The sequence below is a fragment of the Ruegeria intermedia genome (assembly GCF_900129345.1).
Lineage (GTDB): Bacteria > Pseudomonadota > Alphaproteobacteria > Rhodobacterales > Rhodobacteraceae > Ruegeria > Ruegeria intermedia.
Map to the genome: position 1 here is coordinate 1 of NZ_FQVK01000030.1, position 20,558 is coordinate 20,558.

22 protein-coding genes and 2 pseudogenes are annotated in these 20,558 nt (G+C 66.2%); 11 read left to right on the top strand and 13 right to left on the bottom strand.

Annotated features, from left to right (window positions below; translation table 11 throughout):
* A partial coding sequence (locus F3H26_RS16935; protein ID WP_149776288.1) for a transposase occupies positions 1–123 on the bottom strand: 123 nt, incomplete at its 3' end.
* 102 nt (positions 124–225) lie between these two features.
* Here F3H26_RS16935 and F3H26_RS19925 point away from each other — a divergent pair.
* Positions 226–816 (top strand): annotated as a pseudogene (locus tag F3H26_RS19925) (type IIL restriction-modification enzyme MmeI); the annotation flags it as partial.
* 10 nt (positions 817–826) lie between these two features.
* Here the strand turns inward: F3H26_RS19925 and F3H26_RS16945 are convergent.
* The 9 genes and pseudogenes from F3H26_RS16945 to F3H26_RS16985 all read right to left on the bottom strand — a co-directional run.
* A pseudogene (locus F3H26_RS16945) lies at positions 827–1,128 on the bottom strand (transposase); the annotation flags it as partial.
* Between the two features lie 138 nt (positions 1,129–1,266).
* The gene (locus F3H26_RS16950; protein ID WP_149777169.1) at positions 1,267–1,740 is read right to left on the bottom strand and encodes a YHS domain-containing (seleno)protein; all 474 of its coding nucleotides are present in this window, start codon (positions 1,738–1,740) and stop codon (positions 1,267–1,269) included.
* Between the two features lie 172 nt (positions 1,741–1,912).
* Entirely contained in the window at positions 1,913–2,518 is a 606-nt protein-coding gene (gene plsY / locus F3H26_RS16955) for a glycerol-3-phosphate 1-O-acyltransferase PlsY (RefSeq protein ID WP_149777170.1), read from the bottom strand.
* The gene (pyrC, locus tag F3H26_RS16960; RefSeq protein ID WP_149777171.1) at positions 2,518–3,798 is read right to left on the bottom strand and encodes a dihydroorotase; all 1,281 of its coding nucleotides are present in this window, start codon (positions 3,796–3,798) and stop codon (positions 2,518–2,520) included. The genes plsY and pyrC overlap by 1 nt, the downstream gene beginning before the upstream one ends.
* Positions 3,795–4,136, bottom strand: a complete 342-nt coding sequence (locus F3H26_RS16965; protein WP_149777172.1) for a hypothetical protein — start codon at positions 4,134–4,136, stop codon at positions 3,795–3,797. Before F3H26_RS16965 ends, pyrC begins: the two co-directional genes overlap by 4 nt.
* Before the next feature lie 107 nt (positions 4,137–4,243).
* Entirely contained in the window at positions 4,244–4,630 is a 387-nt protein-coding gene (locus tag F3H26_RS16970; protein ID WP_223162548.1) for a hypothetical protein, read from the bottom strand.
* Entirely contained in the window at positions 4,615–5,133 is a 519-nt protein-coding gene (locus F3H26_RS16975; RefSeq protein WP_149777173.1) for a hypothetical protein, read from the bottom strand. The genes F3H26_RS16970 and F3H26_RS16975 overlap by 16 nt, the downstream gene beginning before the upstream one ends.
* Positions 5,130–6,065 (bottom strand): aspartate carbamoyltransferase catalytic subunit, encoded by a 936-nt coding sequence (locus F3H26_RS16980; RefSeq protein ID WP_005979082.1) that lies wholly within the window; start codon positions 6,063–6,065, stop codon positions 5,130–5,132. The genes F3H26_RS16975 and F3H26_RS16980 overlap by 4 nt, the downstream gene beginning before the upstream one ends.
* Positions 6,066–6,130: 65 nt before the next feature.
* Positions 6,131–6,736 (bottom strand): scavenger receptor class F, member 2, encoded by a 606-nt coding sequence (locus F3H26_RS16985; RefSeq protein ID WP_223162549.1) that lies wholly within the window; start codon positions 6,734–6,736, stop codon positions 6,131–6,133.
* Positions 6,737–6,829: 93 nt separating this feature from the next.
* Here F3H26_RS16985 and F3H26_RS16990 point away from each other — a divergent pair, with 93 nt between their 5' ends.
* From F3H26_RS16990 to F3H26_RS17015, 6 genes are all read left to right on the top strand, one after another.
* Positions 6,830–7,594: a uracil-DNA glycosylase gene (locus tag F3H26_RS16990; RefSeq protein WP_149777175.1), complete on the top strand. Its 765-nt coding sequence runs from the start codon at positions 6,830–6,832 to the stop codon at positions 7,592–7,594.
* Complete coding sequence (locus F3H26_RS16995; RefSeq protein WP_149777195.1) at positions 7,594–8,193, top strand: metallophosphoesterase family protein; 600 nt, start codon at positions 7,594–7,596, stop codon at positions 8,191–8,193. Before F3H26_RS16990 ends, F3H26_RS16995 begins: the two co-directional genes overlap by 1 nt.
* Positions 8,190–8,810 carry a LysE family translocator gene (locus F3H26_RS17000; RefSeq protein WP_149777176.1) on the top strand — a complete coding sequence of 207 codons (621 nt, stop codon included), beginning with the start codon at positions 8,190–8,192 and terminating at the stop codon, positions 8,808–8,810. Before F3H26_RS16995 ends, F3H26_RS17000 begins: the two co-directional genes overlap by 4 nt.
* Before the next feature lie 4 nt (positions 8,811–8,814).
* Positions 8,815–9,357 carry a molybdenum cofactor biosynthesis protein B gene (moaB, locus tag F3H26_RS17005; protein WP_149777177.1) on the top strand — a complete coding sequence of 181 codons (543 nt, stop codon included), beginning with the start codon at positions 8,815–8,817 and terminating at the stop codon, positions 9,355–9,357.
* Positions 9,358–9,464: 107 nt separating this feature from the next.
* On the top strand, positions 9,465–10,919 hold the full coding sequence (locus F3H26_RS17010) for an efflux RND transporter periplasmic adaptor subunit (protein ID WP_149777178.1): 1,455 nt from the start codon (positions 9,465–9,467) through the stop codon (positions 10,917–10,919).
* A gap of 4 nt (positions 10,920–10,923) precedes the next feature.
* On the top strand, positions 10,924–14,325 hold the full coding sequence (locus F3H26_RS17015; RefSeq protein ID WP_149777179.1) for an efflux RND transporter permease subunit: 3,402 nt from the start codon (positions 10,924–10,926) through the stop codon (positions 14,323–14,325).
* Here F3H26_RS17015 and F3H26_RS17020 read toward each other — a convergent pair.
* Together F3H26_RS17020 and F3H26_RS17025 are read right to left on the bottom strand one after the other, a co-directional pair.
* Complete coding sequence (locus F3H26_RS17020) at positions 14,292–14,723, bottom strand: NUDIX hydrolase (protein ID WP_149777180.1); 432 nt, start codon at positions 14,721–14,723, stop codon at positions 14,292–14,294. The genes F3H26_RS17015 and F3H26_RS17020 overlap by 34 nt on opposite strands.
* A gap of 4 nt (positions 14,724–14,727) precedes the next feature.
* Entirely contained in the window at positions 14,728–15,531 is an 804-nt protein-coding gene (locus tag F3H26_RS17025; RefSeq protein ID WP_149777196.1) for a protein-disulfide reductase DsbD domain-containing protein, read from the bottom strand.
* A 153-nt stretch (positions 15,532–15,684) separates the two neighbouring features.
* Here F3H26_RS17025 and F3H26_RS17030 point away from each other — a divergent pair, with 153 nt between their 5' ends.
* Positions 15,685–16,239, top strand: coding sequence for a YqgE/AlgH family protein (locus F3H26_RS17030; protein WP_149777181.1), 555 nt, complete (start codon positions 15,685–15,687; stop codon positions 16,237–16,239).
* Here the strand turns inward: F3H26_RS17030 and F3H26_RS17035 are convergent, their stop codons facing one another.
* Complete coding sequence (locus F3H26_RS17035; protein ID WP_149777182.1) at positions 16,240–17,190, bottom strand: L-threonylcarbamoyladenylate synthase; 951 nt, start codon at positions 17,188–17,190, stop codon at positions 16,240–16,242.
* 135 nt (positions 17,191–17,325) lie between these two features.
* Here F3H26_RS17035 and F3H26_RS17040 point away from each other — a divergent pair, with 135 nt between their 5' ends.
* The 3 genes from F3H26_RS17040 to F3H26_RS17050 are packed head-to-tail and all read left to right on the top strand — an operon-like array spanning position 17,326 to position 20,532.
* The gene (locus F3H26_RS17040; protein ID WP_149777183.1) at positions 17,326–19,029 is read left to right on the top strand and encodes an acyl-CoA dehydrogenase; all 1,704 of its coding nucleotides are present in this window, start codon (positions 17,326–17,328) and stop codon (positions 19,027–19,029) included.
* Positions 19,029–20,075 carry an MBL fold metallo-hydrolase gene (locus tag F3H26_RS17045; RefSeq protein WP_149777184.1) on the top strand — a complete coding sequence of 349 codons (1,047 nt, stop codon included), beginning with the start codon at positions 19,029–19,031 and terminating at the stop codon, positions 20,073–20,075. Before F3H26_RS17040 ends, F3H26_RS17045 begins: the two co-directional genes overlap by 1 nt.
* 4 nt (positions 20,076–20,079) lie before the next feature.
* Complete coding sequence (locus tag F3H26_RS17050; protein ID WP_149777185.1) at positions 20,080–20,532, top strand: DUF6173 family protein; 453 nt, start codon at positions 20,080–20,082, stop codon at positions 20,530–20,532.
* The last annotated feature ends 26 nt before the right edge of the window (positions 20,533–20,558 follow it).

Sequence of the window (20,558 nt, forward strand, 5' to 3'; positions counted from 1 at the left end):
CTGGTTCGGATGAACGTCAAACTGCGTCGCCAATTCGCTCATCGTTTTGTCGCCCTTCAAAGCTGCCAATGCCACTTTCGCCTTGAATGCAGGGCTGTGGTTCCGCCTCGGTCGTCTTGCCATATTCACTCCTTCGTCCCGGCACGCTGCCGGATCAGGAGCGGAAAATCCACCTAACTCATCTGTTCAGATTTCTCGGACCACCTCTAGGTTCCAGAAACCATCCGCGAACTGCGCGAGAGCGCGGCCACCCAGAATCCCCGCAACCGCGTGAAATTCATTCTGGCGACTGACGGCATCACACTTGAGGCCGAATACCTGGTGTCCGACGTGGCGCCGATCGCCTGCGAATCTAAGGAATTCCCGGATCACTTCGGGTTCTTCCTACCGCTGGCGGGCATCTTCACCGTCAAGCAAATCCGCGAAAGCTCCTTTGACATCAAGGCCACCGGCCGCCTCAACCGGCTCTATGTCGAGCTCCTGAAGGACAATCCTGATTGGGGCACTGCCGAGCGCCGCCATGACATGAACCACTTCATGGCGCGGCTTATTTTCTGCTTCTTCGCGGAAGACACAGACATTTTCGTCAAAGAGGATCAGTTCACTGCGACTGTCGAGCAGATGAGCGAAAAGGACAGCTCCAACACCCATGAGGTGATCAGCGAGCTGTTCCGCGCCATGAACACCAAGGCCGCAGACCGCGAGAAGGCCGGTATCCCTCGCGGGGCAAACGCCTTTCCCTTTGTAAATGGCGGTCTGTTTTCGGGCCGCACAGAGGTGCCGCGCTTCAGCAAGATCGCGCGCTCCTACCTGCTGACTTCAGACACATCCCGTCAATCAGTTCGCGCTTCCGGCCCCGCTTCAGAGCTTTCTTTTGATGACGTCCCGAAGCATTTCCCGGTCGAGGGTCAGACCGGCGACGATCCTCTTCAGCCGAGCATTCTCATCTTCCAATTCGCGCAGCCGCTTCATCTCTGACGGCATCAGCCCGGCATACTTTTTCTTCCAATTGATATACGTCGCCTGGCTGATCCCGGCCTAGCGGCGGATGTCCGCAATTGGCGTGCCGTCCTCGCCGTGTTAGATGATGAACGCCTTCTGCGCGTCCGTGAACGTCGATGTCTTCATGCGTTTCCGCTCCTTTCCCAGCCGGGGAGTCGTCGCGGAAGTCTCTAAGCCGAAATGGTCCAATTCTCGGGGATCACATCAACGATTTCCCGGTGACGCCCGGCGGCAGAGGCGATCTGCCGCCGGGGTGTCAGCGGATCATTGCTGCAGTTCGGCCGGATCCTTGTCGGCAATGGTTTCCCAGTTTGCGCTGGCTTTTTCGATAAAGCCTGGAATGTCACCTTCCCAGCGTTGCTGGATATCTTCCGACAGGTTCAGGTACAGCTTGTTGTCGACGATCTTCCAATAGGTCGGATCCCCGTCAAACTTGAAGCCCATCGCCGCCCCGAATGCGCAATAGCCGCCATAGGCCGGCAGATAGGCCTCGGGGTTGGCCTCGAAGGCGGCCTTGTGTTCCTCGGTCGCGAAGCGATACAGCGCGTCGTCGTGCAGGGCCGTGATCTTGTAGCTGCCCTTGGTTGCTTCGCCTTCGGTGAAATAGGCCACCGGGTCATAGCCCTGCATGGCCAGCCCGGTAGACGAGGCGTTGATTTCGACCCCGGCCGCCAGGGCCGAGCTTGCGATTGCGACCGACAGCGCCACGCCGCCCAACAGGGATTTGATCTTGTTCATGGTTCCACCTTTCCTGATCGGGCCAGCCCGGCATGTCCACATGCGGGTGTTCCGGCTCCGTGATTGCGTTTCGTGCGCCCGGTGATCGGGCGTCACGATACCTCAGGTGGGAAAGGCGCCGATCACGTTCAAAGCAATCAAACGTGATTGGGTCGTGGACGGACAGAGGGCGCTAGGATTTGCCGATCTTGGGTTCGGTTCCGGCCTTGATGCGCGCGATGTTTTCCCGGTGCCGCCAGTAGATCAACAGCGTCAGCATCGCGCCAAGGGCAAAGGTGGCGCCGTTGGTCAGCAGGGTGATCCAGATGGTCGACAGCGCCGCCGCGGCAAGGGCGCCGATGGATGAAATCCGCCAGATCGCCGCCGCCACCAGCCAGGTCAGGCAGCAGGCAATGCCGACCCGCCAGTCCAGCGCCAGCCAAAGACCCAGAAAGGTGGCCACGCCCTTGCCGCCCTTGAAGCCCAGCCAGACCGGATAGCAATGGCCGACAAAGGCCGCCAGCGCCGCGATCTGCGCCGCGTTCTCGCCAGCCACCGCCCGCGCCAGCAGAACCGCGAGCGCGCCCTTGCCCGCATCGAACAGCAGGGTCAGCGCGGCCGCCGCCTTGTTCCCGGTGCGCAGAACGTTCGTGGCGCCGATATTGCCCGATCCGATCTTGCGCAGGTTGCCCAGCCCCATCAGGCGCGCGACAAGCATGCCGAAAGGGATGGATCCCATCAGGTATCCGATCGCGGCCCAGACAATCAGTTGGGTCGTCGTGCTGTCGAGAGGGGGCATCAGGGTCTCCGATAGATTTCTTTGCCTGCAACGTAGGTTGCGGTGACCTTACCCTGCATCCGCTGCCCGTCAAACGGGGTGTTCTGCGATTTCGATTTCAGCGTGAACCGGTCCAGCACGAAGGGCACATCCGGGTCGAACAGAACCAGATCGGCCGGGGCGCCCGCGCTCAGACGGCCGGAGTCAAGCCCCAGACGGTTCGCCGGGTTCAGCGCCATGGCCCGGAACAGGGTCGGCAGGTCCAGTTGATCGGCGTGGTAAAGGCGCAGTGCGGCCGGCAGCAGGGTTTCCAACGCCACCGCGCCCGAGGCCGCCTCTTCGAACGGGAGGCGTTTGCTTTCCTCGTCCTGCGGCGTGTGCATCGAGCTGATCGTGTCGATCAGACCGGAGCGTACGGCCTCGATCACCGCCTGCCGGTCGTCCTCGGAGCGCAGCGGCGGCTTGACCTTGAAGAAGGTGCGATAGTCGGCCACGTCCAGCTCGTTCAGCGTCAGGTGATGGATCGAGGTGCCGGCGGTGATGTCCAGCCCGTTTCGCTTGGCCCGTTCCAAGGCGGGCAGGGCGCGGGCCGTGGTGATCTGATCGGCGTGATAGGCCGCGCCGGTCATCTCCAGCAGGGCGATGTCGCGGTCCAGCCCCATGCGTTCGGCCATGGGGGATACGGCGGGCAGGCCACGCAGGGCCGCGAACTTGCCGCTGGTGGCGGCGGCCCCGCGGCTCAGGCCCGGGTCCTGCGGATGGGCGATCACCAGCGCGCCGCAGGCCCGGGCATAGGTCAGCGCGCGCGAGAACACCTTGGTGTCGGCCACCACATGGTCGCAGTCGGTGAAAGCCACCGCGCCCGCATCCATCAGAAACCCGATCTCGGTCATCTCGCGCCCGTCGCGGCCCTTGGTCAGGGCGGCCATGGGCAGCACGTTGACGGGCGTGTCGGCCTGGGCGCGGCGGGTGACGAATTCGAGCGTTTCCGGCGTGTCGATCGCAGGCAGGGTGTCGGGGCGGGTGACCATTGTAGTCACGCCCCCGGCCGCGGCGGCAAGCCCCGCGGATTTGTAGCTTTCCTTGTGCCGCTCGCCCGGCTCGCAGACCTTGACGCCGATATCGACGATGCCGGGGGCCAGACACTGACCAGCGCAATCGATCACCTGCGCTTCCGTCTCGGGCGCCGGACCGTCGCCGCTGGCCACGATGCGCCCGTCGGCCACATGCAGCCAGCCCGGCGCATCGGTTCCGGCTTCGGGGTCGATCAGGCGGGCGTTGGTGAACATCAGGGCTGTCATGTCTGGGCCTCTCGGGCTTGGGTCAGTGCCGCCAATGCGGCATTCGGGTCGGACAGATGGTCGAATCTGAAAAAGGGGTGTCGGGCAAAAACCACCGCAGAGGGCACGGTGCGGAAATTCAGAAACCGGTTGATTTCCAGTTTTTTGGGTTTGAATTCCTTGTTGATTTGCCACGCGTTCTGCGAGGTCACGACGTAGACTCTTTGCGAGCGAACAAAGCGGTCCGCCCACATCACGAGCGCCAGCACGCCCGTGCAGCTGATCAGCTTCCAGAAATCCCGCACGGTGTCGGCAAACCACGGGCTGGCGAGCCACGCCAGACCGACGGCGCCGATCAAAATTCTGTAGGACCAACCCAAGTGGGGCGGAAAATGGCCGCTATGCGGGTGCCCGAACCACAGAACCTGTTCGCCCTCGGGTATCTTCTCGCGCCACCACCCGTCGCTCATCCCATCGCCCTTTCAATCGCGGCTTTGGTGGCGGCCGGGTCGGCCTGGTACTTGATCAGGTGCTTGTCGCCGCCTTTGGTGACGATCTGCACGAAGCTGCCCATGATATTCACGGCCGCGATCTGGTTCAGCGGCACGCTGCGCCCGCCGGGCCCGGTCAGGGTGGTGGCGGTCATCTGCCAATTGGCCACCAGCTCCTCCGAAGCCAGATACCACGCCCGGACGCCCACCGCCGCCAGACCGGCCGGGGCGCCGGTCCAGACATAGGGATTTCCGATCAGCCACAGCACGAGCATCGCCCCCGCCATCGCGCCCGCGGCCAGCCACGCGTTGGTGCGGACATAGGCGCCCTTGTCCGGCGCAAAGGTCACAGAATCAGCCACAGGGCACCTCCGATGACCAGCAGCATGATCAGGGCAAGTACGGCCGATCCCGTCCGGCGGGGCTGCCCGTTCGGAACGGGCTTGGGCGCGGCAGAGTACGGGCGCGCGCTTTCGGTTTCGATGGTGCCGCCGCTCCAGTTCGTGGTCTCTTCGGTGTAGAGCCCGACCAGGCGCAGGCGCGGGTCGGGGCTCAGCGTGGCCGCGCGCCGGCCCAGGGCCGCGCTGCGCAGCACCAGAACCCAGCCGTCGACCGACTCCAGCCTGGCCCGGTCCAGCTGGTCCTCGGACACGCCGCAGCCCTCGCCGAGATAGCCGTAGAGGCCCAGATCCTCGAGGTCGGACACCGGAAACACGTCGATCTGCTCGGGGTCCAGCCCCGAGACCCCAAGGACCTGGTCCGCCGCGCCGGGCTCGCGCAGGAACTTCGCCTCTTCGGGCCGCATGTCCAGCGCGAACAGGCGGATCACGCCCCGCTCGCCGGCGGATAGGGTCAGATCGCTCATGCCGCCTCCTTCAGGTTGCGGGCCAGCAGTTCCATCGCGGCCATGCGCACGGCGACGCCCATCTCGACCTGCTCCTGGATGACCGAGCGGTTGATGTCGTCAGCCAGCGTGCCGTCGATCTCGACCCCGCGGTTCATCGGGCCGGGATGCATCACGATGGCGTCCGGCTTGGCCAGCGCCAGCTTGGCGGCGTCCAGGCCATAGCGGTGGTAGTATTCCCGTTCCGACGGGATGAACCCGCCATCCATCCGCTCTTTCTGAAGGCGCAGCATCATCACCACGTCCACGTCGCGCAGGCCCTCGGTCATGTCGTCATAGATCTCGGCCCCGAATTCGGCAAATTGCGCAGGCACCAGCGTCGGCGGGCCGATCAGGCGGATGCGGTTTTCCATCTTGCCCAGCAGGATCAGGTTTGACCGCGCCACGCGGGAATGGGCCACATCCCCGCAGATCGCCACGTTCAACCGGTGCAGCCGCCCCTTGGCACGCCGGATGGTCAGCGCATCCAGCAGCGCCTGCGTGGGGTGCTCGTGCCGCCCGTCGCCGGCGTTCAGCACCGCGCAGTTGACCTTCTGCGCCAGCAGGTCTACCGCGCCCGAATGCGGATGCCGCACTACCAGCAGGTCGGGATGCATGGCGTTCAGCGTCATCGCCGTGTCGATCAGGGTCTCGCCCTTTTTGATCGAACTGGCCTGCATCGCCATGTTCATCACATCCGCACCCAGCCGCTTGCCCGCCAATTCGAAACTGGCCTGCGTGCGGGTCGAGTTCTCGAAGAACATGTTGATCTGGGTCAGCCCCGCCAGAACGTCCGAGTGCTTGGCCGATTGCCGGTTCAGATCGACGTATTTTTCGGCCAGGTCCAGAATGGCGGTGATGTCGGATTGGGACAGATGCTCGATGCCAAGTAGGTGACGATGGGCGAAACGCATGGGCCGGGCTCCTGTCTGACAGTCGCGCCGCTTATAGAAAGCGCTGCGCGTCGGGGCAACTGGAGTCAGTCCCCGTCGGGCAGTTTCTCGCATCCGCCTTCGGGCAGGCACCGCTCGCCGGGCCGGCACCACTTGCCGTAACCGCAATCGAGGGCCTTTCTGGGCACGCAGCCCTGATTGGCCGAGCATTTGAACCCGGTGCGGCATTGCGATCCGGTCTCTTCGCACAGATACCAGCCCGGGCGCGTACAGCCGCCGCCCGGCAGGCAGGTCGAACCGGGCGCGCAGACCCGCCCGTCGTCGCAGGGCGTTGCCGGTTTCGGAGAGGGGGCGAATTCGGGCGTCACGGGCTGGCACTCGCCGCGCCCGTTGCAGTAGGTCCCGCCGGGGCAATCCAGCCGCGAGGCGCATTTGTTTGCCCCTGCCGGCGCGCATCGGGTGCCCCCGGCCACGCATTTTTCGAACGGCCCGCAGGACCGCCCGCCGCCGCAATAGGTGCCCCCGGCCTGAATGCAGAACCCGTCAAAGCTGCAGCGTTGGCCGACCGAGCAGCATTTCAGACCGCATTGAAACTGACCCCCGCGGCATTGGCCGCGATCGTCCAGAAACGACTGGGCCAAGGCCGCGCCGGGCGGCAGGGCGAACAGGACAATCAACAGGGGCTTCAGCATTCCGACCATGACAAGGCCATGGTCGGCCGGGCAATGGACCAAGGCAAGGCCAATTCGCTTTCCCTTCTCGCAAAGCTGGTTAGATTGATGGGCATGGAATCGGCCCTTGATCCTTTTACCGCGCGCGCCCTGCTGGAATGGCAGGTCGAACTGGGTGTGACCGACGCGATCGTCGACACGCCCGTCGATCGCTATGCGCTGCCGGACACGGCGCCCAAGGCGCGGAAACCTGCCGCGGCCGGGGCCGCGCCGCAGAAGCCGGTCAAGCTGGACCCGGTGGCCGAGGCGAAAAAGGCTGCGGCGGCCGCATCGTCTCTGGATCAGGTGCGCGCGGCGATGCAGGCGTTCGCTCACTGCGACCTCAAGCGCGGCGCGCGGCACCTGGTCTTTGCCGACGGCACCGCCGGCGCGCCCGTCATGATCGTCGGCGAGGCTCCGGGCCGTGAGGAGGACCGCGTGGGCAAGCCCTTCGTCGGCCGCGCCGGGCAGTTGCTGGATCGGATGCTGGCCGCGATAGATTTGGACCGCGCCCAAAACGTCTACATCACCAATGTCCTGCCGTGGCGTCCGCCGCAGAACAGGGACCCGCGGCCGGACGAGATTGCCATGATGCAGCCGTTTCTGGAGCGGCACGTGGCCCTGTCCAAGCCCAAGGTTCTGGTGGTGATGGGCAACATCAGCGCTCAGGCGGTTCTGAACAAGCGCGGCATCACGCGGCTGCGCGGGCAGTGGGATCAGGCGCTGAACCTGCCGGTCCTGCCGATGCTGCACCCGGCCTATCTGCTGCGCCAGCCCCATGCCAAGCGTCAGGCCTGGGCCGATCTGTTGGAGCTGCGCGCGTTTCTGGAGGGCACATGATGAAGATACTGGCCTTTTCCGACCTGCACCTGGCCCGAAACCGGGCGGCCGAGCTGGTTGCGGCCAGCGCGGACGCGGATCTGGTGATCGGCGCCGGAGATTACTGCAACGGGCGACAGGCGCTGAATCAGGCGATGGAGATGCTGTCGGGCATCACCGCGCCGATGGTTCTGGTGCCCGGCAATGCCGAAAGCACCGAGGAGCTGGCCCGGGCCGCACCGGACGGCGTGCATGTTCTGCACGGGTCGGGCATGACGCTGGACGGCGTCGAACTGTTCGGGCTGGGTTATGGCGTGCCGGTCACGCCCTTCGGAGACTGGTACTGCGACCTGACCGAAGCCGAGGCCGAAGAACTGCTGAACCGCTGCGACAGGGCCGATATCCTGATCACCCATTCGCCACCCAAATCCTGCGGGGATGTCACATCACAGGGACTGTCCGTCGGTTCGGTCGCGGTGCGCGATGCGATCGAGAGGATTCAGCCCGAATTCGCCTTTTGCGGGCATATCCACGACAGCTGGGGCGCGCGCGGCAGGATCGGCCGCACGCAGGTGGCCAACCTGGGCCCCACGGTCAACTGGTTCGAGGTCGAGACATGATTGAAACCACCACGCTGCTGGCATTCGTTCCGGCGGCCCTGGCGCTGAACCTCACGCCGGGGGCCGACATGATGTTCTGTTTCGGGCAGGGTCTGCGTTCGGGCGCGCGCCCGGCGGTCGTGGCCAGCGCCGGGGTGTCGGCGGGTCTGATGGTGCATGTTCTGCTGGCCGGGCTGGGCGTGGGCGCGGCGGTTGCGGCGCTGCCGTGGCTGTTTGACGTGATCCGCTGGATGGGCGTCGGGTATCTGCTGTATCTGGCCTGGGGCGCGATCCGCAACGGGGCGATCTCGGCCGAGACACCAGCCCGGCCCACGCGGTTCGCCTTTCGCGACGGGATGCTGGTGAACCTGACCAATCCCAAGGTGATCCTGTTCGTGCTGGCCTTCATCCCGCAATTCGTCTCGCCCGACAGCGGGTCGGTCCTGCTGCAGTTCCTGACGCTGGGCGCGATCATCGCCGTCGGCGGGCTGGTGGTGAACGGGCTGGTCGGGGCCTTTGCCGGCGGAGCCGGGCGGGTGCTGGTCTCCAGCCCGCGCGCCTCGCGCATTCTGGGCTGGGTCAGCGGCGGCGTCTTTGCGGCGCTCGCGGTGCGGCTGGCCGTCATGGAAAGGGCCTGAACCCATGTCCCGCATCGACGAAACGATGGAATTCATCCCCGTCCGCATCGCCGTTCTGACCGTGTCGGACACCCGGTCCATGGCCGAGGACCGGTCAGGCCAGACGCTGGTCGACCGGATCGAACGCGCAGGCCACGTCCTGGCCGACCGCAAGATCATCCGCGACGAACGCGAACAGATCGCCGACCAGCTGCGCGCCTGGGTCGCCGACCCCCGGATCGACGTGGTGATCTCGACCGGCGGCACGGGGCTGACCGGGCGCGACGTCACGGTCGAAGCGCACCGCGATGTCTATGAAAAGGAAATCGAGGCCTTCGGGACCGTCTTCACCCTGATATCGATGGAAAAGATCGGCACCTCGGCGGTGCAGTCGCGGGCCACGGGCGGCGTGGCGGGGGGGACCTATCTGTTCGCCTTGCCGGGCAGCCCCGGCGCTTGCAAGGATGCGTGGGACGGGATCCTTGCAAAACAGCTGGATTACCGCCACCGCCCCTGCAATTTCGTGGAAATCATGCCCAGATTGGACGAACACCTGCGACGGAAGTAGACTGGTCGTGCGTTTCAGGTGGGTTAACTGCCTTGTGGCTTGGCATTTTTTGTTGTCAGGCTAGGTTTCTGCGCATGGCAGCCTGCTGCGACCGGAGTGAATGATCGATGCGATTTCTGCGGCAAAGCCTTGTCGGTATCTTTCTGGCGTCGCTGATGCTGGCGTTGCTGCTGGTGGCCGCGCAACTGATCACCGGTGCCGTGCAAGAGGTGATGACCCGCGACACGACCCCGCCGCCGCCGCGCGAACGGGTGTTTGCCGTCACCGTCCAGAAGGCCGAGGTGACGACGGCGACCCCGTATCTCGAGGCTTTCGGACAGGTCCAGAGCCGCCGCAGGCTGGAGTTGCGGGCTGCGCTGGGCGGGCGGGTGATCAGCCTGGCCGAGAATTTCGAAGAGGGTGGCGAGGTCCGCGCCGGCGAGGTTCTGGTGCAACTGGACCCCGCCGATGCGCTGGCCGCGCTGGAACGGGCGCGCTCGGATCTGCTGGATGCGCAGTTCGAACAGCGCGACGCGGAACGCGCGCTGCTGCTGGCGCAGGACGAGCTGCGCGCCGCGCAGGCGCAATCCGACCTGCGCGAACGGGCCTTGCAACGCCAGAAGGATCTGCTGGAGCGCGGGGTGGGTGCCACGGCCAGCGTCGAAGAGGCGGAACTGGCCGCGGCGTCGGCTCGCCAGACGGTTCTGTCGCGCCGGATCGCGCTGGCGCAGGCCGAGTCGCGGGTCGATCAGGCGACCACGCTGCTGACGCGCGCGCAGATCGCGCTGGACTCGGCCGAACGCGATGTCGATGACATGACCATCCGGGCCGGGTTCGACGGCACGCTGTCGGGTGTGTCGCTGGTCGAGGGCGGGCTGGTGACCGCGAACGAGAAACTGGCCGAACTGGTGGATCCGCAGGCGCTCGAGGTCGCGTTCCGGGTGTCCACCGCGCAATATGTGCGCCTGCTGGACGAGCGGGGCGCGCTGATCACGGCGCCGGTCACGGTCTCGCTCGAGGTGACGGGGGCCGATCTGGTCGCCACCGGGCGCATCAGCCGTGACAGCGGTTCAGCCGGTGAAGGCCAGACCGGGCGTCTGATCTTTGCGCGGCTGGATCAGGCGACGGGGTTCAAACCGGGCGATTTCGTCACCGTCTCGGTGCAGGAACAGCCGTTGGAAAACGTGGTGCGGCTGCCGGCCTCGGCGCTGGATGCGCAGGGCACGGTGCTTGTGCTTGCGGGCGAGGACCGGCTTGAGGTTCTGCCCGTCGAGCTGGTGCGCCGACAGCGTGATGCGGTTCTGTTGCGCGGGGCGGGCCTTGCCGGGCGCGAGGTCGTGGTGGCGCGCACGCCACTGCTGGGCGCCGGTGTCCGGGTGCGCCCCGTCCGCATCGAGGACGGCGCGGCCGCCGCCCCCGACATGGTCGAGCTGAGCGACGAACGGCGCGCGCGGCTGGTGGCCCAAGTCGAGGCCAGCGAGCGCATGCCGCAAGAGGTCAAGACCCGGGTGCTGAACCAGTTGGCCGCCTCGAAGGTGCCTGCGTCGCTGGTGCAGCGCCTGGAAACCCGGACGGGGGGCTAGCGCGATGATGCGCAGGATCCCGGACGCAGCCGGCGGTCTGCTGAGCTATTTCACCCGGCACCGGACGGTGGCCAACCTTCTGCTGGTGGTGATGCTGGTCCTGGGGGCGGCCGCGGCTCCGAACATGCGGGCGCAGTTCTTTCCCGATGTCGTGATGCAATGGGTGGAAATCGACGTCGAATGGGACGGCGCCGGCCCCGAGGACATGGACAGCGGCATCGTCCAGATCCTCGAACCTGCGCTGAAGGGAATCGATGGCGTCGCCACCACCGAAGCGACGTCGCGCGAGGGAACCGCGAACATCGCGCTGGAATTCGAACCGAACTGGGACATGGCCCGCGCGATCGAAGACGTGCGCACCGCCATCGACAGCGTCACCAACCTGCCCGAGGACGCCGAAGAGCCCTCGATCCGACGGTCGGCCTGGCGCGACCGGGTGACGGATGTGGTCATCACCGGCCCCGTCGCGGCCGAGCAGCTGGCCCGGTTGACCGACGAGCTCATCAACCGTCTGTTCGCGGCCGGCGTGACCCGCACCACGATCCGGGGGCTGGCCGCGCCGCGCATCGTGGTCGAGGTGCCCACCGCGCAGCTGATCGCCCGCGACATCACGATGTCCGAGATCGCCGCGGCCATTTCGGCCGAAGTCACCGTCAACCCTGCGGGCGATGTCTCGGGGGCCAATGCCCGGATCCGTACCGGCATCGAAAAGCGCAGCCCTGAACAGATCGAGGGCATCGTGCTGCGCAACTATCCCGACGGGTCCAAGCTGGTGGTCGGCGACGTGGCGCGGATCCGGCTCGAGGGCGTGACCCGCAACCGCAGCTATTTCGTGGGCGAGAACCCGGCCATGTCGATCCGCGTGGACCGGTCGAACCTGGGCGACGCGATCGGCATCCAGCACACGGTCGAAGACGTGGTGGCCGAGATGCAGGCCACCCTGCCCGAAGGCATCACGATCGACCTGATCCGCACCCGCGCGCAGGCCATCACCGACCGGCTGGACATCCTGATCGACAACGGCCTGATGGGGCTGGGGCTGGTCGTGGTCCTGCTGTTCCTGTTCCTGAACGCCCGCATCGCCTTCTGGGTGGCCGCCGGCATTCCGGTCGCCATGTCGGCCGCCATCGCCTTGATGTATATCGGCGGGCTGTCGATCAACATGGTCTCGTTGTTCGGGTTGATCATCACGCTGGGCATCGTGGTCGATGACGCGATCGTCGTGGGCGAACATGCCGATTTCCGCGCCCGCCGCCTGGGCGAGCCGCCGGTGGTGGCCGCCGAACGTGCGGCCCGGCACATGGCGATGCCGGTGCTTGCTGCCACCGTCACCACGGTGATCGCCTTTTTCGGCCTGACCGTCATCGGCGGCCGGTTCGGAGAGCTGATCCGCGACATCCCCTTTACCGTGATCGCGGTGCTGGCCGCCTCGCTGGTCGAATGTTTTCTGATCCTGCCCAACCACATGTCCCACGCCATCGCGCATTCGGCCAAGGAACACTGGTACGACTGGCCGAACCGGGTTGTGAACCGGGGCTTTCGCTGGGTGCGCGACCATCTGTTCCGTCCGCTGGTCGCCTGGGCGATCTGGGCGCGTTATGTGGTGGTGGCGCTGATGGTCGCCATCCTGGCCGGCCAGATCGCGCTGTTCATCCGGGGCGACGTGACATGGCGGTTCTTCAACGCCCCCGAGCGGGGCTCGGTCACCGGCAATTTCATCATGGCCGAAGGCGCCACCCGCGCGGATACCTTGGAAATGATGCACATGCTGCAGCGCGCGACCGAGGAGCTGGGCCGGATCTACGAGAAACGCCACGGCCGCAACCCCATCGACTATGTCCTGGCCGAGGTCGGCGGCAGCGCCGGGTATGGCCTGTCGGCCGCGCAGGGCAAGGACAGCGATCTGCTGGGCGGCATCTCGATCGAATTGATCGACGCCGACCTGCGCCCCTATTCCAGTTTCGAATTCGTGGGCGAACTGCAGGAATTCGTGCCGCGCCATCCCAAGGTCGAACTGCTCAGCTTCCGGGGTTGGCGTTCGGGTCCGGGGGGCGATGCGATCGACGTGCAGTTCTATGGCGCCGACGTGAGCACGCTGAAATCCGCGTCCGAGGCACTGCAGGCCGAGCTGTCGAAATACCCCGAGGTTTCGGCGCTTGAAGACAACCTGGCCTATGACAAGGAGGAGTTCATTCTGGACCTGACGGCCCAGGGCGAGGCCCTGGGCTTTCGCATCGAGACCCTGGGCCGGGTGCTGCGCCACCGCCTGAACGGGATCGAGGCCGCGACCTTCCCCGACGGACCCCGCAGCGCCGAGATCCGGGTCGAGCTGCCCGAAGGCGAACTGACGGCCGATTTTCTGGAACGCACCCTGATGCGCTCGCCCGAGGGAGTCTATGTGCCGTTGGCCGACATCGTTTCGGTTCAGCGCAAGTCGGGGTTCTCGACGGTGCGCCGGGAAAACGGGCTGCGGGTGGTGACGGTCAAGGGCGACATCTCCGAAGATGACCCGGCCCGCGCCGCGGAAATCGCCCGCGCCATGCACGACGAGATTCTGCCGAAGATCGCCGCCGACAAACAGGTCGAATGGCGCATGGCGGGCCTGAGCGAGCAGGAAAACGAGTTTCTGGCCGAGGCCCGCACCGGGCTGATCCTGTGCCTGACCGGGATCTACATCGTGCTGGCCTGGGTCTTCGCCAGCTGGACGCGACCGCTGGTGGTGATGTCGATCATCCCCTTCGGCCTGGTGGGCACGATCTGGGGCCACTACATCTGGGATGTTCCGCTCAGCATGTTCACTGTTGTGGGGTTGCTGGGCATGACCGGGATCATCATCAACGACTCGATCGTGCTGGTCACGACCATCGACCAGTACCGGCAGGAACGCGGGCTGGTGCCGTCGATCATCGAAGGTACGGCCGACCGTCTGCGGCCGGTGATGCTGACCACGCTGACCACGGTTCTGGGGCTGACGCCGCTGCTGTACGAGGGGTCGCAGCAGGCGCAGTTCCTCAAGCCCACGGTGATCACGCTGGTCTATGGGCTGGCCTTCGGCATGGTTCTGGTTCTGCTGCTGGTGCCGGCGCTGCTGGCCATCCTGAATGACGTTGCCCGCCCCATGACCGCGATGCGCCGGGCGTTGCGCGCGCCGGACGGGGTGGTGCGCGCCTCGGCCATGGGCACCGGTGCCGCGATGCTGGTGTGGATGATGGTCACGATGGTCTGGCCGCTGGTCGCGGGTGCCCCGGCCGGGGTCGTCGCGGGGCTTTACGGCGGGCCGGACGGGCCCGCGATCCTGCGCATGGGGCTGGGTGCCTTTGCCGCAGGGGCCGTGGTCATTCTGATCGTCGGGATGCTGATGTCGGGCCTGCTCTATGCGCGGTTCTCGGCCCGGGCGAGGGCCTGAGCCAGCAGCTCCGGCACCCGCGCGCTCATCGGCAGGGCGCCGTTCAGGATACGTTCGGTGGGAAACCAGGCCGCGTCCAGCGCGTCGTCGCCGGCCCGGGGCGTGCCCGACTCGAACCGGCAGGCCACCCCCACCAGCAGGTAGTGCAAGCGGATTTCTCCGGTCTCATCCCGGTGCAACAGGTCCAGGTTGCCCAGATAGTGCTGCGGGCTGGCGGTCACGCCGGTTTCCTCGAGCAACTCGCGGGCCGCGGCCTGCAGGACGGTCTCGCCCCATTCCACGTGCCCGCCGGGAAACCCCCACAGCCCCGCATCTGGGTTCTTGCTGCGCTGCACCAGCAGCACCTGTCCGTCCTGCACCACCACGGCCAGGGCGCCGATCCGGGGAAATCGGCTCATGGGGTCAACCGGCGCTGCAGCCGCGGATGTCGACCGCATAGCGCGCGCCCAGAACCGTGATCCGCAGGTCGGACCGGTCCAGCGCAAAGGGCCTGCCGTCGGCGCTGACCACCTCGGCCGAGGCAATCAGGGTGCCGCCCTGCCGGGTGGTTTCGGCCGGCGACACCCACAGCGCGGGGTTGCCCGGCTCGATCACCGCCATCTCGGCTCCGCCGGCCGGCGGCATCGAGATGTGGACCTGCACCGACAAGCCATCCGCCGTGGGTTTCAGGTGGCAGGTGGTGGCCGAGACGCCGGCCTCGCGCGCGGAATAGGGCCTCTGAGCCAAGGCCGCGGCAATGGCGGGATTGCGGGGCGCGCCCGCGTCCAGTGCGTGGTCAAAGCCCAGCGTGGCCGGAATGCACACGTCCTTGCAGACGCCCAGATCGACCTCGCCCCTCAGCCGAACCGGCTGGCCTGCGGTTTTGGGTGTGATCTTGATCGGCAGCACGACCTGCCTGGCGTAGCCGATCGATTTCAGGCCGTTCTGGTCGAATATCTCGGGCGCGGGCCAGATGACGGACACCGCGCCGACATTGTCGGACCGGCCCCAGTCGAACTGCGGGGGGATGCCGGCATCGCCGGGTGCACGCCAATAGGTCTTCCAGCCATCCTCGAGCCTCAGGCGCAGGGCGCCCAGATAGGTTCCGTCCTGCGCCAGTCCTCCGTCCAGGATGTCGAGCTGCACGATGTCGTCCACGCTCTGCGCCCGGGCGGGTGCGGACAGAAAAAGGAAGGTCGACAGGATCGCGGCAAGGGATTTGAACATGCGGGTCATGGTTCATACATGCGTTTTGTGGCCCGGTTTGCCAAGTCACGTTCCGGTCACCTGCGGCAAAGCTGCGAAATCCGGCGTGATCCCTTGCCAATCCGGGGCACGCGGGGCCATTGTGGGGGAATACGAAGAAAGAGTCTTCAACCGATGGATCTGACCGGAAAACTGTTGATCGCGATGCCCGGAATGGGCGATCCGCGCTTTGACCACTCGGTGGTCTACATCTGCAGCCATGGCGAGGATGGCGCGATGGGTCTGATCGTGAACAAGCCGTCGGACCTGCGGGTCAAGACGTTGCTGGGGCAGTTGAACATCCCCTGCCAGATCCCGATCGTGGGCGAGCGCCTGGTGCATTTCGGCGGCCCGGTCGAGCTGTCGCGCGGGTTCGTCCTGCACAGTTCCGACTATGACGCGAACCTGCATTCGCTGCATGTGGCCGGCGATTTCAGCATGACCGCCACGCTGGACGTGCTCGAGGATATCGCCGCAGGCAAGGGGCCGCTGAACGCGATGCTGATGCTGGGCTATTCCGGCTGGGGGCCGGGGCAGCTGGAGGAAGAGATCGGCCTGAACGGCTGGCTGACCGCCGAGGCGACCTCGAAACTGGTTTTTGATCTGCCCGACGATGACAAGTGGGAGGCCGCTCTGGCCACGCTGGGTGTCGATCCGCTGACCCTCTCGGCCAACGCCGGGCGGGCCTGATCAGGAATTGCGCGGGGCGGCGGCGCGGCGCAGGCGGTCATTGATCGCGACGCCCAAGCCGTGGCCGGGGATCGGGCTGACCGCGATGGGACGCCCGGATTTGTCCAGTTCGTGCAGATAGGCGAACAGGTTCGCCGCAGCCTCGAGCAGGTCGCCCCGTTCCGACAGGTTCAGATCGCAGGCCACCGGCCCGAACCCCAGCAGCACCTCGTCCCCCCGACGCTGTTCGGCGTTCAGTCGAACAGGGGCGTCCGGCGCATAGTGCGACTGCAACTGCCCCGGCGCGGTCAGCAGGTCGCCGGGTTTGTGATGGCTCAGTTTCGTGCCCAGAACGTACTCGATCTGCTCGGCGGTGACACCGCCCGGGCGCAGCAGGGCCGGTGTACCCGCCAGCCCGACGATGGTCGATTCCAGGCCTACGGCACAGGGGCCATCATCCAGGATCGCGGCAATGCGCCCGTCCAGGCCTTCGCGTACATGGGCCGCGGTCGTCGGGCTGATGCGACCTGAAGGGTTGGCCGACGGCGCGGCCACGGGTCCGTCGACCGCACGCAGCAGCGCCTGCGCGGTGGGGTGGGCCGGCACCCGAACCGCCAGCGTATCCAGCCCCGCCGTCACCAGCGACGACACCCCGTGCCCCGCCCGCAGCGGCAGCACCAGCGTCAGCGGGCCGGGCCAGAAGGCATCCGCAAGCTGCTGGGCCTGATCCGACCACTCGACGTGGCGCTGCGCCGCCTCGACCGAGGCGACATGGGCGATCAGCGGGTTGAAGCTGGGCCGGCCCTTGGCGGCATAGATCGCCGCGACCGCCTCGCCGTTGCGGGCATCGGCACCCAGCCCATAGACCGTCTCGGTCGGAAAAGCCACCAGCAGGCCCTGGCGCAGCAGTTCGGCCGCGGTGGCGATTCCGGCGGCATCGGCGGTCAGACTCTGCGTGTTCTGGAGGCTCATGGCTGGTGACGCGGCGTTTTGGTTGCTTGCAACAGGCGGACGGATAGGTAATCGAACAAGCTTGGATGAATACCGACGCGGGCCGTGGAAGCCAAGCCCGACAATGCGACCAACACAGGATTTCCGGGGGAAACCATGCCATATCGCGCGCCTATTTCCGATTACGAGTTCCTTCTGGGCCACGTCGTGGGCTTCAAGGACGTCGCCGCGACCGAGAAATTCGCCGAGGCCACCCCGGACGTGGTCAGCGCCATCCTGACCGAGGCCGGCAAGATGTGCGAAGAGGTGATGGCCCCTCTGCAGCGCCCCGGCGATCTGCACCCCGCGCGGTTGGAAAACGGGGTTTTGCGGACCTCGCCCGGCTATGCCGACGGCTGGAAGGCGATCGCCGAGGGTGGCTGGATCGGCATGAGCGGCGACCCGGAATATGGCGGCATGGGCCTGCCCATGACCGTGACCACCGCCGTGAACGAGATGATGAGCGCCGCCTGCCTGTCGCTGCAGCTGGCCCCGTTGATGAGCCAGGGTCAGATCGAGGCGCTGGAACACCACGCCAGCGAAGAGCTCAAGGCGCTGTACCTGCCCAAGCTGATGTCGGGCGAATGGTCGGGCACGATGAACCTGACCGAACCGCAGGCCGGGTCTGACGTTGGCGCGCTGACGTCCAAGGCCGAACCCAACGGCGATGGCACCTATTCGGTGACCGGGCAGAAGATCTACATCTCGTGGGGCGACAATGACTTCTGCGAGAATGTCTGCCACCTGGTTCTGGCCCGTCTGCCCGACGGCGCGCCGGGGACCAAGGGGATTTCCCTGTTCCTGGTGCCCAAGTACATCCCCGATGAAAACGGCAATCCGGGCGTGGCCAATGACCTGAAGGTGGTGTCGCTGGAACACAAGATGGGCCTGCATGGCTCGCCCACCTGCGTGATGCAGTATGACGGCGCCAAGGGCTGGCTGGTGGGCCAGGAACACAAGGGCATGGCCGCCATGTTCACCATGATGAACAACGCGCGGCTCGGCGTCGGTGGGCAGGGCGTAGGCGCGGCCGAGGGCGCCTATCAGCACGCGCTGGCCTATGCACTGGAACGCAAGCAGGGCAAGACGCCTTCGGGCACGATCATCGATCATGCCGATGTGCGCCGGATGCTGATGGACATGCGGGCCGACCTGTTCGCCGCCCGCGCGATCATGCTGGCCAATGCCGCCGCCATCGACATGGCCAAGGCCACCGGCAATGCCGACTGGGCCGCGCGGGCAGCCCTGCTGACCCCGATCTGCAAGGCCTTCGGCACCCAGACCGGCATGCGCGTGGCCGAAACCGGCCTGCAGGTGCACGGCGGCATGGGATATGTCGAGGAAACCGGCGCCGCGCAATTTTACCGCGATGTCCGCGTCACCGCGATTTACGAGGGGACCAACGGCATTCAGGCCATGGACCTTGTCGGCCGCAAGATGATGGACGGGGGCGAAGCCGCCGCCCGCCTGCTGGACGAGATCGAAGATCATGCCGAGCGCGCCCGCGCCACCGTGCCCGAGCTGGCCGGCCCGGTATGGGAGGCGACCGAATCCCTGCGCGAGGCGACCGAGTGGCTGGTGGCGCAAGAGGACATGAACAACCGCTTTGCCGGGGCCGTGGCTTATCTGAACGCCTTTGCCCGCGTGCTGGGCGCGCATTACCACCTGATCGCCGCCTTGGCCGATCCGGATGGTCCGCGCGCCAAGCTGGCGCGGTACTACATCACCGCGCGCCTGCCGGAATACGCGGGCCTGCTGGATCAGGCGCAGATCGGAGCCGGCGATCTGTTTGCGCTCAGCGCCGACGAACTGGCCGCGTGATGGACGGCGCACGGCCTCCGGCGTTTCGCCATCCCTGGCCCGAGCCGCCCGCGCCCGGGCAGGCCACCGAGATCGCCGAGGGCGTGCTTTGGATGCGCCTGCCGCTGCCAATGGCGCTGGACCACGTCAATGTCTACGCGCTGGATGACGGCGACGGCTGGACGGTGATCGACACCGGGATTTCATCGAAAAAGACGCGCGGCCTGTGGTCCGACCTGATGGCCGGGCCGCTTGCCGGCAAGCCGGTGGCCCGGGTGGTGGTCACGCATCACCACCCCGACCACGTCGGCAATGCCGGGTGGTTCCAATCGGAGCACGGCGCCGATCTGGTTTCGAGCCGTACCGCATGGCTGTTTGCGCGAATGCTGACGCTGGACGTGCAGGAGAACTGGCCGGAAGAGACGCTGGAATTCTACCGCAGCGCCGGCATGGCCCCCGAGATCCTGGCCAGGCGCATGTCCGAGCGGCCCTTCAATTTTGCCGACACGGTCTATCCGATGCCTCTGGGCTTTGTCCGCATCAAGCAGGGCGACGTGATCCGCATGGCCGGGCGCGACTGGGACGTGCATATGGGCAATGGCCATGCCCCCGAACACGCCACGTTCTGGAGCCGCGACGACAACCTGGTGATCTCGGGCGACCAGATCCTCAGTTCGATCAGCCCGAACCTGGGCGTTTATGCCACCGAGCCGATGGCCGACCCGGTGTCCGATTGGCTGGAGGCCTGCGAGCGCCTGCAACGGCTGGCACGGCCCGATCAGGTGGTGCTGCCGGGGCACAAGCTGCCCTTCGTCGGCCTGCCGATCCGCATGAAGCAACTGATCGAGAACCACCACGGCGCTCTTGCACGCCTGCTGGACGATCTGGACGCACCCAAGGCGGCGTCGGACTGTTTCGTGACCCTGTTCAAACGCCCCATCCGCGGCGGCGAATACGGTCTTGCGCTGGTCGAGGCGGTTGCGCATCTGAACCATCTTTACCACACTGGCGCCGTGACCCGGGCGCGCCGTGAAGACGGCGCATGGGTGTATCAGCGCAAAGGTTGAGATGATGCAGGACAAGATCGAAACTTCGGCCGAAGTTGCCGAGGCCGCAGCTCTGCCCCGGTGCTATGAGGTGCATGCCGACCCGGACAGCGTGTCGGGCACCAAGGATCTGCCCGAACCTCTGCGCCGGCCGGTCGACAGCAAAAGCCCCGCCCAATGGGCCTATGAGCGGCTGATCCTGTACATCCAGAATTTCGAGCAAACCCTCGATGCCGATCACGAGGTCGCCATGGGCTTTACCGGCGGTGACGCCGGGGTGATGCGGATCGAGGGGATGGGGTATTTTGACCCCGACGTGATCACCTTCTACGGCTCGGACGGTTCGGGCGCTCGCACGCAACTGGTGCAGCATGTCAGCCAGCTGAACGTCATGTTGCGCGCCCTGCCCAAAACGGTCGAGGACAAGCCCGCCAACCGCATCGGCTTCCGCCTCGCGGCCAAGCTTGAGGAAAGCTGAGCGTCACGCTTGCAATTCACATCTGC

Excerpts from the sequence above, each read along its gene's own strand:
- F3H26_RS17010 (WP_149777178.1), top strand. The coding sequence starts at position 9,465 with ATGCGATTTCTGCGGCAAAGCCTTGTCGGTATCTTTCTGGCGTCGCTG.
- F3H26_RS17045 (WP_149777184.1), top strand. The coding sequence starts at position 19,029 with ATGGACGGCGCACGGCCTCCGGCGTTTCGCCATCCCTGGCCCGAGCCG.
- F3H26_RS16985 (WP_223162549.1), bottom strand. The coding sequence starts at position 6,736 with ATGCTGAAGCCCCTGTTGATTGTCCTGTTCGCCCTGCCGCCCGGCGCG.
- F3H26_RS17050 (WP_149777185.1), top strand. The coding sequence starts at position 20,080 with ATGCAGGACAAGATCGAAACTTCGGCCGAAGTTGCCGAGGCCGCAGCT.
- F3H26_RS17020 (WP_149777180.1), bottom strand. The coding sequence starts at position 14,723 with ATGAGCCGATTTCCCCGGATCGGCGCCCTGGCCGTGGTGGTGCAGGAC.
- F3H26_RS17025 (WP_149777196.1), bottom strand. The coding sequence starts at position 15,531 with ATGTTCAAATCCCTTGCCGCGATCCTGTCGACCTTCCTTTTTCTGTCC.
- pyrC (WP_149777171.1), bottom strand. The coding sequence starts at position 3,798 with ATGACAGCCCTGATGTTCACCAACGCCCGCCTGATCGACCCCGAAGCC.
- F3H26_RS17000 (WP_149777176.1), top strand. The coding sequence starts at position 8,190 with ATGATTGAAACCACCACGCTGCTGGCATTCGTTCCGGCGGCCCTGGCG.
- F3H26_RS17030 (WP_149777181.1), top strand. The coding sequence starts at position 15,685 with ATGGATCTGACCGGAAAACTGTTGATCGCGATGCCCGGAATGGGCGAT.
- F3H26_RS16980 (WP_005979082.1), bottom strand. The coding sequence starts at position 6,065 with ATGCGTTTCGCCCATCGTCACCTACTTGGCATCGAGCATCTGTCCCAA.
- moaB (WP_149777177.1), top strand. The coding sequence starts at position 8,815 with ATGTCCCGCATCGACGAAACGATGGAATTCATCCCCGTCCGCATCGCC.
- F3H26_RS17015 (WP_149777179.1), top strand. The coding sequence starts at position 10,924 with ATGATGCGCAGGATCCCGGACGCAGCCGGCGGTCTGCTGAGCTATTTC.
- F3H26_RS16975 (WP_149777173.1), bottom strand. The coding sequence starts at position 5,133 with ATGAGCGATCTGACCCTATCCGCCGGCGAGCGGGGCGTGATCCGCCTG.
- F3H26_RS16990 (WP_149777175.1), top strand. The coding sequence starts at position 6,830 with ATGGAATCGGCCCTTGATCCTTTTACCGCGCGCGCCCTGCTGGAATGG.
- plsY (WP_149777170.1), bottom strand. The coding sequence starts at position 2,518 with ATGCCCCCTCTCGACAGCACGACGACCCAACTGATTGTCTGGGCCGCG.
- F3H26_RS17040 (WP_149777183.1), top strand. The coding sequence starts at position 17,326 with ATGCCATATCGCGCGCCTATTTCCGATTACGAGTTCCTTCTGGGCCAC.
- F3H26_RS16950 (WP_149777169.1), bottom strand. The coding sequence starts at position 1,740 with ATGAACAAGATCAAATCCCTGTTGGGCGGCGTGGCGCTGTCGGTCGCA.
- F3H26_RS17035 (WP_149777182.1), bottom strand. The coding sequence starts at position 17,190 with ATGAGCCTCCAGAACACGCAGAGTCTGACCGCCGATGCCGCCGGAATC.
- F3H26_RS16995 (WP_149777195.1), top strand. The coding sequence starts at position 7,594 with ATGAAGATACTGGCCTTTTCCGACCTGCACCTGGCCCGAAACCGGGCG.